This is a genomic window from Halobacillus litoralis (genome assembly GCF_020171725.1).
In the GTDB taxonomy this organism is placed as follows: Bacteria; Bacillota; Bacilli; order Bacillales; family Halobacillaceae; genus Halobacillus; species Halobacillus litoralis_F.
Genome location: NZ_JAIVAJ010000001.1, coordinates 483,106 through 495,522, shown reverse-complemented (window position 1 = coordinate 495,522; position 12,417 = coordinate 483,106). Strand labels below are relative to the sequence as shown.

The following is a 12,417-nucleotide window of genomic DNA, read 5'->3' as shown; positions in this document are numbered from 1 at the left end:
CGCTTACGTTTCTGATTGTGTAACCTTGGGTATAAAAGATAGGAACGGCTGCTAGGAAAAGGGTGATGTCATGATAAAAGTATTTGCTTATTCGAAGGAAAAGGGCTTACAAGAAGGGTTGTCTCTAAAACAGCTCTCTGAAGAGCATTGGGATTGGTATTGGGTTGACTTTGAGTCCCCGGCTGAAGGAGAAGTGGAATTGCTGGAGAGCTATTTCGAATTTCACCCTCTGGCTGTTGAGGATAGTCTTCACGAGTTGCAAAGACCCAAATTAGACTATTATGAGGACCATACATTTTTTGTCATTCATTCCATTCATCCTCAAACGCTTGAGAGGGAAGAAATCAACATCTTCCTTGGTGACTGTTTTATCGTAACCTTCCATAAGAAACCTGCCAGAGCGTTGGAAACAGCTCGACAGCTTCTTATACAAAATAAGAACAAGGATGAGGTTGATGAATACTTTATTCTTCATCAAATTTTGGATAAAGTCGTAGATAACTATTTTCCGATCGTGTATAGAATTGAGGATCACATCAATGAGATTGAGGACAATACGAAGAACTTATCTATGGAGCGGCTTCTCGATCAGCTGTTTGATCGAAGAAGCGAACTGCTCACGATGCGGCAGACGGTTCACCCAATGAGGGACCTGCTTTACCGTATACTTAATACGCATCATTTGGATGGAGTCAGAGAGCGTAGGGAATATTTTGCCGATATCCACGACCACTTGATCAAAGTAGCAGATATCATTGCTTCAAATCGTGAAATGACACAGGACATACGGGATAGTTATCTATCTCTCAACTCTCATCAAACAAACCGTACCATGCAGATTCTTACTGTCATATCGGTGATCTTTATGCCTTTGACCTTCATTGTAGGAATTTACGGGATGAATTTTCAACGTATGCCTGAGTTGCAGTGGGACTTCGGCTACTTCGCGGTTTGGATTGTGATGATTGGAATTGCTGTAGGCATGTATCGCTGGTTCAAAAACAAAGGATGGTTCGATTAAAGTGAGAGGAGAGGCTGGAGTCATTCCAGTCTCTTTTTATTTCTTTGAATTCATGACAAAAACCCGGGCATCACCCGGGTTTTTGTCATGAATTTTATTAAAGAGGGTTATAAGAAATTGCCAATTACATAATTGATGAGGAACCATAAAATTCCGAAGAAAATAATTAAGTAGGTAATATATTTAATGGCTGCTACCCCGACTTGACTGGAGTCGCTTTTCTTTTCTTTAATTTCAATATCTCGATCTTCTTTTTCAATGTCTACATCACGGTTATCTTTCATTTCCTCACCTCCTATACAGAAGTTATACAACGATAGAAGTGTTGTCGTTCATCATCGATTCCGTGTATCGTTTTCTGCAAATCGATTTTTCTACTCGATTCATCCAGCACTGCTCCAGTTCCTGAAAGGCAGCCTCTACGTTCTCTCCATCAATAATTAGAATGATGGGCCGGTCAAGATTCATAAATAAAAAGAAAGATAATAGCTTTGGAAGATGACCAGCATCCGCGATAAGGTGCCCTTGGTGTAAATACAATTGGTGGGTATTCTTGCTGATCAACTTGTGTAATTTCATAATCTGGTTAGTCGACAATGGCTGGTGGAATTGTATTTGATAAGAGTAAAGTTCCTTCAAAAACATCACCTCCAAAATGATATAAAATGTTTTGTTACAATATTGTTACCCTTACAAAAGTTGTACTAAACCGGATTTCTTTATCAGTGTTCGTAGATCATTTTTCTGGTCATACCTCCATCAACGACAATGTTCTCGCCGTTTACGAAATCATTATCTGGATCTGTCAGGTAAAAGGCGGCTTTAACGATATCCTGAACGTTACCCACGCGATTGGAAAGGTGCTGGGTGTGATCGATTGTTCTCAGATCGTCCTCGTCACCTGTGTGGATCCATCCGGGGCTGATGGAGTTTACACGGACTCCATAGGCGGATAATGAAGCGGCCGATGCGTGTGTTAAGGCCGTAATCCCTCCTTTTGTTGCTGCATAAGCTTCAGAGTCTGCTTCTGACATGAATGCCCGAGTCGAGGCGATGTTGACAATCCGGCCACCTGTTTGCTTATCTTTCCACAGTGAGGCAGCGTTTTTAGAGAAGAGAAACACACTCCGTAAATTCGTATTGATCACCTGATCCCACTGTTCAATATCGATATCGAATAAATTTTGAAAATGGCTGACTCCTGCATTATTCACTACAATAGAAACTTCGTGGTTTTGTTGTTTTATCCAGTGAAACAATGTCTCGACAGCATCTGGGTCGGAGACATCACATTCACGGAAGGTACATGCCCCGTCCAAGTTTGCTGTTTCTTCAACCAATTGTTTGCCTCGCTCTATATCAATGTCACAAGCAATAACGTGAGCCCCTTTTTCGATATAGGCTTTTGCAAGTCCGCGTCCGATTCCGTTGCTTGCTCCTGTAATGATGACGGTCTCATTCGAAAAATCCATATGTCATTCCTCCTCAACCTTATTTTCCTTTCCTTGTTTTACTGTAAACCTCTAAAGCTTGTTTGAGGGATGGGAACATGATATGATTCTGTCTAAACTCGGGGGTGAACGTATGCGGAAAGTGACTTTAGTAGAAGTGTTTAAACATCGAATTACACAGAAATACCTTCAAAGATCCGGAATTCATCATGCCGTTACCGTTTCTCGCTACGCCTTCGAAATGGCTTTGGAGGCTGGGGTGGACCCTGATCTCGCCACTAAAGCGGCACTGCTTCATGATATGGGGCACTATGAATGGTACAGAGATGGAAAATGGGACTATGAGGAATATCGAAAACATGATATCCATGCGATAAAAGGAGCAGAGCGTGCTCATAAATTGTTGATCAGGCTCGGGGAACACCGCACGGCAGCTAAGGAAATATCATTGGCCGTGCTTCTTCATACAGACAGTTATCTGCCGTTCAACCTTGTCGATCAGCGTACGCCTTTGCAGGAAGTTGTGAGAAAAGCTGATGAAAAGGATGAACAGCCAGGCGGACTGCATCATTATAAACAGATGGACAAGAGTGAAGCCATACAACTCCTTCATAAACTTGATGTGGAGCTCGATTTGTATTACGAACAGAATGATGTCTCATGATAAAAGTCAAGTTACAGGTAGATTGAGAAAATATTTTCCAAAAAGGGCTTTACTTTCGTAACAAAGTCCTATACAATTTCCAGTGTAAGAAAAAATTTACTGAAAAGTGAGGTCGATGAAAATGAAAAAGATGATGCTGAACATCCAATCAACTAAATATCGACCTGCGCTGGATATACTGTAATTTCACAAAAATTATTGTCATAAATGCCGCAGGTGGAACGTATGGTAATCCTGTGGCTTTTTTAGATAATGTGTAGTTTACTGCATAGATAAAGGGCCACAGGTATCCCACCTGTGGCTTTTTCTTATGGTTTTAAAAGGGTATTTTTACCTTTTTAATATATATTTACTTTTTGAAAGGGGTGTGCACAAATGACGATTCACTTTTTGTTATTCACGATTAAGGTTTCTAAGCGGAAGAAATATTCGCCGGTTCCAGGGTACCGTCCGACAGTTCAAGAAAAATGGTTAGACAGAAAAGCTTCTCAATACATGTAAGGAGGGATGGAAAAATGATGGATACACGTAAGAGAGAATTCATGAACTGGTTGAATGCGGAGAAGGATACGGATTAGTTGGATTTAGGAAAGAGGAGGTATTGCATTGAAATTGAACTTTATCATGTTTGTGATTACTATAAACCGCCACTCCGTTGAATCACGGAGAAAACAAATCGAAAAAATGAATGTCATTCAACAAAAGATTGAACAATCAAGAATGAAGACTGATTTGATTTAATAAGATTGCCCCTCGTTCAGCGAACGAGGGGCAATCTTTGTTTAAAAGAAACTAGGTATGTCACTTTCCTCAGATGGGTAGGCGAAAAGCAGAGCTGACAGTTCTTGTTTCGTCATTTTTTTATGAATGGCAACCGTAAACAGGTTGACCAAGTGATCTGCAGCTCCTGTGAGGAAGTGGGCACCAATCAACTCATCTGTTACAGGGTTCGTCAAAACTTTTACATAGGCTCCGGACTCATTTGTTTTTTTGTAGGAGTAGAAGGACGTGATGTTCTTGGATTGAACTTCATAAGGGATCTTCTTTTCACTTGCTTCCTGTTGGGTTAACCCGACTTTCCCAAGCTTCGGGTACGTAAATACAACGGACGGAACAGGAAGATCGATAGCTTCTTCTTCCTTGTTCTCTAATAAATGATTGAGTAGTCGTCTCGCCTCTTCTCCGGCAACAGGCGTCAAAGGTGGCTGTCCTGTGTCCGCCACATCTCCAACAGCATAAATGTGTGCCTGGCTCGATTGGAAGTTGTGATTTACGATAATTCCATCCTTAGAAGTCTCTACTTCAGCTTTCTCAAGGCCAAGCTTGTCAACATTGGGGGCACGTCCTGCTCCGTGAACGACGAGGTCCGCATGGAAGTGGTGCTCATGATCGAATTTTTTCACATTCAGGCGATAGCTGCCGTTATCTCTTTTTTCAATAGACTTCACCTCAGTGTCCACGTGTATGTCGACACCGAGGTCCTTTGTCATTTCGATTAGTTTATTAGTCATTTCATGATCAAACCCGTTCAGCACGTGTCTACTGCGATGTAATAAGGTGACCTTTTTCCCGAGTCGTGCGCAAAGGTGGGCGAATTCAAATGAAATATATCCTCCTCCTACAAAAAGAACGCGTTCAGGGATATTTTCCAATTCAAAAAACTGGTCGCTGGTCGTTACGTGTTCACCGCCTTCAATAGGAAGAGGGGATGGTTTTGCACCGGTAGCGACTACAAATTCATTGGCGGATAATACATCATCATTCACTACGATCGTATGAGGATCTTGAAAGACAGCCGTCCCGTGGAAGGTGTCGACGCCGCTTTCTTGGAAGGATTGTTCCGTCATTTTCGAAACGGGATCCGTAAACGTATTTGTGAAGGCTTTTAAGTCGCTCCAATCGAGAAAGACTTCCCCTTGGAGTCCGGACCCTCTTAATCGTTTGGCGTAATCGTACACCTCTGCTATACCTGTCATGACCTTTTTCGGATCACAGCCTTTGTTCGGGCAGGTTCCACCATATTCATTTTCATCGACGACAGCCACTTTCCACCCTTTTTTAGCGGCTTTCTTAGCGATTCGACCGCCGGATGGTCCGGTGCCGATCACCACCAAGTCATATGTATTCATCATATTCATCATCCTTTTCTTTTCATTTAGGTACTATATTTTACCCTACTCTGATTAGGAAAAAACTATTTTCGACGCAACCCGAAACCTTTGAAAAAGTTTGCCAATTCCGATATGTTCTAGTAAACGAACATTAGAAGGGCATGAGCGATATGAATCTACATAGAACACCTCTTCCTGTGAAGGATGCTGTTGATAAAGTCATGAACCGCGAATTCCAACAAAAGGCGGAAACCGTCGAAGTGGTGGATTCCCTGCACCGTACACTCGCTGAGGATATTATGGCTACACACGCTGTCCCGCCTTTTAATAAGTCACCTTATGATGGGTTCGCCTTTCGTTCTGAAGATACGGTGGAGCTGTCACGTGAAAAGGTGGGTCACTTTCGAGTGATCGAAACGGTTCCGGCTGGATTTCGGGCAAGTCGTCATTTGCGGGAAGGTGAAGCGGTCAGAATTATGACTGGGGCTGAAATACCAAACGGAGCGGACTGTGTGGCTATGTTTGAGGTCTGCCATCCTTATCAGAATAATGGGGAGGAATGGGTATCAGTGAAACGACCTTTTACCCCTGGTCAGAATGTTATGGAGAAAGGCTCGGAGACAGAAGAGGGCGAAGTTTTAGTTAGAAAAGGAAAACAGGTGAATCCTGGTGTCCAGGCGCTACTCGCAACGTTCGGTTATAACCGCGTTCAGGTTTATCGAAGACCCGTCATCGGCGTTTTTGCAACAGGAAGCGAGCTTCTGGATGTTGATGAGCCCATGCAGCCGGGCAAGATCAGAAACTCAAATGCCTACATGATTCTTGCTCAAATTGAGCGGGCAGGTGGCCGAGGTATTTATTTCGGGAAGTTAGAAGATGATTTCGACACGTGTTACCGATCTGTAGCGGCTTCTCTCAATCAAGTAGACTGTCTGATTACAACGGGCGGTGTGTCGGTCGGGGACTATGATTTGATGCCGGACATTTATGAGAAGCTGGGAGCTGACGTACTTTTCAATAAAGTGGCTATGCGCCCCGGAAGTGTTACAACCGTCGCAGATTGTAAAGGGAAACTCTTGTTTGGGCTTTCTGGGAACCCTTCGGCGTGCTATGTCGGATTTGAGCTCTTTACCTACCCGGTTCTACAAGCACTGATAGGGAAGAAAGATGTCTATCACAAGAGAATAATGGCCGTACTAGGAAAAGATTTCAAGAAACCGAATCCTTTCACCCGTTTCGTCAGAGGGTTTATTTCTTACCAGGAAGGGAAGGTTTATGTATATCCTGCGGGCTTGGATAAGTCGGCAGTCGTTACGTCACTTGCTTCAACGAATGTGTTGATTCAATTGCGGGGTGGAACAAAAGGATACGAGAATGGCGATCGGGTGGAAGCTCTATTACTTGAAGAGTCGGATGGTCAGGACATTTTCTAGGGAGGGGTGGAGAAGTTGACAGAAACATTGATAGACAAATTGGATCGCCCGATGAGAGATTTACGGATTTCTGTCATTGATAAATGTAATTTTCGTTGTACATATTGTATGCCGGCTGAAATATTCGGGGATGATTACCGATTTATGTCACGGGATGAATTACTCAGCTTTGATGAAATCATGAGGTTAGTGAAGGTATTTGCTCGTTTCGGAGTAGAGAAGATACGAATTACGGGTGGCGAACCTTTAATGAGAAAGGATTTACATACCCTCGTCAAACGAATTCGGGAAGTTCCGGGTATAAAGGATATTGCTGTAACGACAAACGCGATATTTTTAGTCAAACAGGCAGCTCTCTTAAAAGAAGCGGGGCTAGACCGGGTGAATATCAGTTTAGATGCAATCGAAGATGAAGTATTCCAGCAAACGAATGGGCGTGGAATTAAGACATCACCTGTTCTTAAAGGGATAGAGGCGGCAAGGAGAGCGGGACTTGCTATTAAAATCAATATGGTTGTAAAAAAAGGAATGAATGAGAGTCAAATTCTTCCGATGGCGAGGTATTTCAAAGAGACAGGCGATACCCTTCGGTTTATCGAATTCATGGACGTCGGCAATCATAATGGATGGCAGATGGATGAAGTGGTCTCGAAAAAAGAGATTGTGGATTCGATCCATGCTGAGCTGCCTTTGCAGTCGGTGGATCCATCCTATTTCGGCGAAGTCGCTTCACGCTATCGATATATGGATGGAGGAGGGGAAATCGGAATTATATCCTCCGTGACAGAAGCATTTTGCAGCAGCTGTACACGTGTCCGCCTTTCAGCAGATGGAAAGCTTTTCACCTGTTTGTTTGCATCTGAAGGATACGACTTAAGAACGCTTCTACGTGATGATGTATCTGAAAAAGAACTGATTTCTACCGTACAAGCGATTTGGACGGGGCGAAAAGACCAGTATTCCGTAGATCGGACTCTTGGACGACCTTTACCTGAGAAGAAAATAGAAATGTCCTACATTGGAGGGTGATGGTGTCCCCGGTTTTCGAGATGAGAACCGGGGATTCGTCTTAGATCTAAGAATTTATGTAACTTTTTTTGCTCCTAGGAGCAGCGTCCACTATAATAAAAGTACCAATAAAGATCCTTGGAGGTCATTTGAAGTGAAAACCTTTAAATTAGTTTCTCTCGATATCGTGGAAGAGAAAAATGATGACATTACGCAGCGTCGCATCAAATTGCAGGATGGTTTGATTATTAATCGTGAAGACGATCATGGTCGTTGGACGATTGAAGCGTATGTAGATGATAGTTATAAGGAATTTTTCAATTCAATGGTGAAGTCCCAAGAAGAATTGATTATCCAAGTCAAAATCACGAAGCAGAGTAACCGACCGGCCACTTTTTTAGTAAGTGTGGTCGATACGAATATGATCGGAAATGCGATGAATGTCATTTTTATGGGGACGATGGTTGATCGACAAAGGGAACAAGTGGAAAAGATTTTAAAGTCGTTGATGGATGAAGGTTTTCAGGGAGAAGATTTACTGGAAGAATTCAAGCGACGAGGGGATGAAGCCAAAGCATAGGCTCATCACTACATATCCCCATCAATTTTTTATTCAACCGAAGAAATTCCTCCTGCATCCTGATATAATAAACAAGATGTATTTTCACTTAAAATTAGAGCATTAAAGGAGTACTACCATGTGGATGAGGAGAAAAAGCCTTCGTTGGCTTAACGATTTATCGCCATTTCAACTAATTGCGATCTACTATTTATTTGCGGTCACCATCTCTTCCATTCTCATTGCCTTACCTGTTGCACACAAACCAGGTGTGAACCTGAGTTTTATTGATATCTTGTTTACGGCAGTAAGTGCTGTGAGCGTGACGGGGTTAACGACAGTTCCTACAGCTGAAACATTCAGTACGACAGGAATCTTTATCCTGGCACTCGTCTTGCAGTTTGGTGGAATTGGTGTCATGACATTGGGTACATTGATATGGCTCATGTTAGGGAAGAAAATCGGCTTGAAAGAACGCCGGCTGATTATGACCGACCAGAACAGGAATTCGTTCCAGGGCATGGTCAGTATGGTGCAGCAAATCGTTTTAGTTGTCTTATTGATCGAGCTTCTTGGTTTCTTGACATTAGGAACCTATTTCCTACAGTACTATGAACCTGGAGAAGCATACTTACAAGGATTCTTTGGCACCATTAGTGCCATGACAAACGGTGGGTTTGATATTACCGGCCAATCCTTGATTCCTTTTAAAGATGATTACTTTGTACAGTTTATTAATATGATTCTGATTATCGCAGGAGCTATCGGTTTCCCTGTATTGATCGAGGTCAAGCAGTACTTGTTTCATAACGTACAGGAGCAGACGATTCGTTTCTCCTTGTTCGCTAAATTGACTACGTTCACGTTCTTTGTACTCGTGGCCCTTGGCACGGTGATGATCATTATCCTCGAATTCAACTTTTTCTTTGAGGACAAGTCATGGCATGAAATCTTTTTCTACGCCTTGTTTCAGTCGGTTACGACAAGAAGTGGCGGTCTCTCGACGATGGACATCAATCAGTTTCAAGAGCAGACACAATTATTCATGTCTTCTCTTATGTTCATTGGAGCATCGCCAAGTTCTGTCGGTGGGGGAATACGTACGACCACATTCGCGCTTGTCATTATCTTTATCCTAACTTTTGCCAGGGGAGCAAGCCGCATTCGTATTTTCCGCCGCGAAGTTCATAATGAAGACTTGAACCGAGCTGTTGTCGTCACATTGATGGCACTTATTACGGTGTTCACTTCTGTCGTAGCACTGACGATCAGTGAGCCTTTCAGTTTAAATGAAATTATTTTTGAAGTTACCTCTGCATTCGGAACAGTCGGCCTGTCGCTCGGTATTACGCCTGGATTATCGACTTTCGGCAAGTTTGTCCTCATGATGTTGATGTTCCTTGGGCGAATCGGCATTTTAACGTTCTTATTTTCTTTCCAGAAAGATAAGACGTCAGGTAATTATCATTATCCAAAAGAGAGAATTATTATCGGTTAGTTTTAGGGGGCTGGGTCATGTCACACAGAAACGAGAAAGAACTTCCGATTCACGAGTGGCTGTTTGAACATTTTAGAGATCCATTATTATTTGTGGATCATTCGGACACCATAGTTCAATGTAATCCTTCTGCCAATCGCCTTTTAGGGGAAGTGAGTGGAGAGTCGATCCACCGCTTCCTACCTAATCATCATTGGTTGGAACAAAGAGACCGTCATCACGTAATGGAGTGGAGAGGGAAGAAGAAGGGTTCCTTCCAGGTGAAATCATTGAGGCTTGATGAGGAGTTATACGCTCTGATTTTCGTCCCTGTTTCATTGACGGAACAAAAAAGAATGATGAAGGAAAATGGAGAAGAATGGGTTTCCATCAGATCAGAAGGGATGGTCATGCATGCAGATGGTCGGATCATTGACTGTGATGCAACGTTTGCCCGTATGTTCGGGTATGAGCCATCTGAGCTCATCAATCGGGATGTGTATTCCCTGACTACAGAAGATCATCATCACAGGCTTATGAATATAGAGACAAACGGAGCTGCAGTCCCTGTTCCTTTTGAAGGAAAAAAGAAAGATGGAAGGGCGGTCTTTGTCGAGATTGCCGCTCATCGCCTGGCACAGGATGACAGACTGCGTGTTGCCATAGTGAGAGATGTTACGGAGCGTGTACATAACGAAAGAAGAATCGAATTCATGTCTTACTACGATGAAATGACGGACCTACCGAATCGTATGTATTTTAATGAAATCCTCTCAGAAGCCATTCATGAGGCATCGGGTCGAGGGGAAAAACTGGCTGTGCACTTTATTGATATTGATTACTTTAAGCAGATCAATGACACGTTAGGGTATTCTTTCGGTGATCGTTTTTTAAAGGCATGTGCAGAGAGGCTCAAGCAGAGAAACGGTGGCCATACCTTCGTTGCGCGCATGGGAGGCGATGAGTTTTTGGTTTTACAGAGGCACATTGCTTCGGAGGATGAAGCTGAAACGTACGCGCAGGACATGATTGACACGTTCAAGAGGCCAGTCTCCATCGAAGGCTATGATTTGTTCACCACAATCAGTATCGGAATCAGTTTCTTCCCCTCTCAAGGTGCAACAGCGGATGATCTTATTAAGCAGGCTGACAGCGCTATGTACACAGTGAAGGAAAGCCAGCGGAACAATTTCATGAGTTATGATTCTTCTATGACGAAGAAGTTCGAGACGATGCTTTCCGTAGAAACTGAGCTGAGAAAAGCGATCAAGAGAGACGAGCTTCAAATTCATTACCAACCGCAGAAGAGCATTTTAACTGGCAAGGTTGTAGGAATGGAGGCACTCGTTAGGTGGCTGCATCCAGCGAAGGGGTTCATTCCGCCCTCATCTTTTATCCCAATTGCAGAAAAAAATGGCCAGATTGTTGAAATTGGAGAGTGGGTCATGCGCGAAGCGTGCTACCAAAACAAGAAATGGCAGGATGAAGGGTTCGACCCTGTCATTGTAGGCGTAAACCTCTCAGCGATTCAGTTCCGGCAGAAGGACATTGTGCATAGGGTAAGAAAGATATTAGATGAGACGAAGCTCGACCCTTACTATTTAGAGCTCGAAATCACGGAAAGTATGGCGATGACTAACGAAGAATACATCATCCAAACGTTGAACGACTTAAGAAGCTTAGGGGTCCACGTTTCTATTGACGATTTTGGCACAGGTTATTCTTCTTTGAAATACCTAAGTCGTTTCCCGGTCAGTAAATTGAAGATTGACAAGGCCTTTATTAATGAAAACCAGGAGCAGAATCAGGCCATCGTGAAGTCCATTATCCATATGTCACATTCATTGAATATGAAAGTGATTGCAGAGGGCGTGGAGACGGCTGAGCAGTTAGCTTTTCTGAAGGAAGAACGTTGTGATGAGATGCAGGGCTATTACTACAGTCGTCCATTGCCACCAGAAGAGTTATCTTCGATTTTCACAAGAGGATACGTTCATTGATAAGTTCTCGATAACAGGGCGAAACCTATATGGTTTCGCCCTGTTTTTTGTATGAAATTGGTTGAACACATTGAAGGTCAGGATCCTTGGTCCGATCTCAATGCTTTTCATTGTTACTCTTCTTCACTTTAGTTATTCGTTTAGCAGTAAAATGCTGCACCAACAATCACCAAAAGAATGAACAAGACAACAATTAGAGCAAAAGTGTTGCCGCCTCTGTAGCCACCGACTGGCTGACAACGACGTCCACCATAATTATAGCATCCGTACATAAGCTCACCTCCTGTTGTTTACATTGTCAGCGTATGCACGGGGTGGCTAAGGTGTATGGTCATTTACCTAGTTTATAAAAGTAACGCCTGCAGTTCTGGAAATTCTGCTTCTTTTGTCATTGCTCGTAGTGGGTTCCTGATGGTATTCGACACAAGGGTCCATTTCGTCGCACCAGTGGTTGAGCTGATCCTTCTGCTGGTCTGTATGTGATGTCAAAGTGTGGGAAGGGTAGACGGGTCCGTACACTCGTTGTTTTGCATTCATTTTCTGTCCTCCTTACCCGGTAGTATGGTCTAAACCTCCCCATTTATGAAAAGGACTAGAGTGAAAATACACAGAATGGTTATAAAACATGAAAAAGGGGTAAGGATTAGGACAATAGGCTGTTTTCTATTAGTGAGTGAAAGGGAGCACATTGCG

15 protein-coding genes are annotated in these 12,417 nt (G+C 43.1%); 9 read left to right on the top strand and 6 right to left on the bottom strand.

Annotation, left to right across the window (positions count from 1 at the left end):
* Positions 1 to 70: 70 nt before the first annotated feature.
* A complete protein-coding gene (gene corA, locus LCM20_RS02670; protein ID WP_225193878.1) occupies positions 71 to 1,021 on the top strand; it encodes a magnesium/cobalt transporter CorA in 951 nt (316 codons plus the stop codon).
* Positions 1,022 to 1,128: 107 nt separating this feature from the next.
* On the opposite strand, the gene LCM20_RS02665 is transcribed toward corA, so the two are convergent.
* The 3 genes from LCM20_RS02665 to LCM20_RS02655 all read right to left on the bottom strand — a co-directional run bounded on the left by LCM20_RS02665 (position 1,129) and on the right by LCM20_RS02655 (position 2,493).
* Positions 1,129 to 1,305, bottom strand: coding sequence for a hypothetical protein (locus LCM20_RS02665; protein WP_225193877.1), 177 nt, complete (start codon positions 1,303 to 1,305; stop codon positions 1,129 to 1,131).
* 22 nt (positions 1,306 to 1,327) lie between these two features.
* A complete protein-coding gene (locus tag LCM20_RS02660; RefSeq protein WP_225193876.1) occupies positions 1,328 to 1,666 on the bottom strand; it encodes a hypothetical protein in 339 nt (112 codons plus the stop codon).
* Positions 1,667 to 1,743: 77 nt separating this feature from the next.
* Complete coding sequence (locus LCM20_RS02655) at positions 1,744 to 2,493, bottom strand: SDR family NAD(P)-dependent oxidoreductase (protein ID WP_225193875.1); 750 nt, start codon at positions 2,491 to 2,493, stop codon at positions 1,744 to 1,746.
* A gap of 112 nt (positions 2,494 to 2,605) precedes the next feature.
* On the opposite strand from LCM20_RS02655, the gene LCM20_RS02650 reads away from it, so the two are divergent.
* The 3 genes from LCM20_RS02650 (at position 2,606) to LCM20_RS20010 (ending at position 3,877) form a co-directional block, all read left to right on the top strand.
* Positions 2,606 to 3,136 carry an HD domain-containing protein gene (locus tag LCM20_RS02650; protein ID WP_225193874.1) on the top strand — a complete coding sequence of 177 codons (531 nt, stop codon included), beginning with the start codon at positions 2,606 to 2,608 and terminating at the stop codon, positions 3,134 to 3,136.
* A 375-nt stretch (positions 3,137 to 3,511) separates the two neighbouring features.
* Complete coding sequence (locus LCM20_RS20015) at positions 3,512 to 3,637, top strand: hypothetical protein (protein WP_263621896.1); 126 nt, start codon at positions 3,512 to 3,514, stop codon at positions 3,635 to 3,637.
* A 105-nt stretch (positions 3,638 to 3,742) separates the two neighbouring features.
* Positions 3,743 to 3,877, top strand: a complete 135-nt coding sequence (locus LCM20_RS20010) for a hypothetical protein (protein ID WP_263621895.1) — start codon at positions 3,743 to 3,745, stop codon at positions 3,875 to 3,877.
* Positions 3,878 to 3,918: 41 nt separating this feature from the next.
* Here the strand turns inward: LCM20_RS20010 and LCM20_RS02645 are convergent, their stop codons facing one another.
* Positions 3,919 to 5,265, bottom strand: a complete 1,347-nt coding sequence (locus LCM20_RS02645; RefSeq protein WP_225193873.1) for a dihydrolipoyl dehydrogenase family protein — start codon at positions 5,263 to 5,265, stop codon at positions 3,919 to 3,921.
* 152 nt (positions 5,266 to 5,417) lie between these two features.
* On the opposite strand from LCM20_RS02645, the gene glp reads away from it, so the two are divergent.
* From glp to LCM20_RS02620, 5 genes are all read left to right on the top strand, one after another.
* Positions 5,418 to 6,680 (top strand): gephyrin-like molybdotransferase Glp, encoded by a 1,263-nt coding sequence (gene glp / locus LCM20_RS02640; protein WP_225193872.1) that lies wholly within the window; start codon positions 5,418 to 5,420, stop codon positions 6,678 to 6,680.
* A gap of 51 nt (positions 6,681 to 6,731) precedes the next feature.
* The gene (gene moaA / locus LCM20_RS02635) at positions 6,732 to 7,709 is read left to right on the top strand and encodes a GTP 3',8-cyclase MoaA (RefSeq protein WP_412097977.1); all 978 of its coding nucleotides are present in this window, start codon (positions 6,732 to 6,734) and stop codon (positions 7,707 to 7,709) included.
* 133 nt (positions 7,710 to 7,842) lie between these two features.
* Complete coding sequence (locus LCM20_RS02630; RefSeq protein WP_225193870.1) at positions 7,843 to 8,268, top strand: YwpF-like family protein; 426 nt, start codon at positions 7,843 to 7,845, stop codon at positions 8,266 to 8,268.
* Positions 8,269 to 8,386: 118 nt separating this feature from the next.
* Complete coding sequence (locus LCM20_RS02625) at positions 8,387 to 9,745, top strand: TrkH family potassium uptake protein (protein ID WP_318247291.1); 1,359 nt, start codon at positions 8,387 to 8,389, stop codon at positions 9,743 to 9,745.
* 17 nt (positions 9,746 to 9,762) lie between these two features.
* Positions 9,763 to 11,724 carry an EAL domain-containing protein gene (locus LCM20_RS02620; protein WP_225193869.1) on the top strand — a complete coding sequence of 654 codons (1,962 nt, stop codon included), beginning with the start codon at positions 9,763 to 9,765 and terminating at the stop codon, positions 11,722 to 11,724.
* Between the two features lie 140 nt (positions 11,725 to 11,864).
* On the opposite strand, the gene LCM20_RS02615 is transcribed toward LCM20_RS02620, so the two are convergent.
* Positions 11,865 to 11,996 carry a YjcZ family sporulation protein gene (locus LCM20_RS02615; RefSeq protein ID WP_225193868.1) on the bottom strand — a complete coding sequence of 44 codons (132 nt, stop codon included), beginning with the start codon at positions 11,994 to 11,996 and terminating at the stop codon, positions 11,865 to 11,867.
* A gap of 67 nt (positions 11,997 to 12,063) precedes the next feature.
* Positions 12,064 to 12,261 carry a hypothetical protein gene (locus LCM20_RS02610; RefSeq protein ID WP_225193867.1) on the bottom strand — a complete coding sequence of 66 codons (198 nt, stop codon included), beginning with the start codon at positions 12,259 to 12,261 and terminating at the stop codon, positions 12,064 to 12,066.
* Positions 12,262 to 12,417 lie beyond the last annotated feature (156 nt).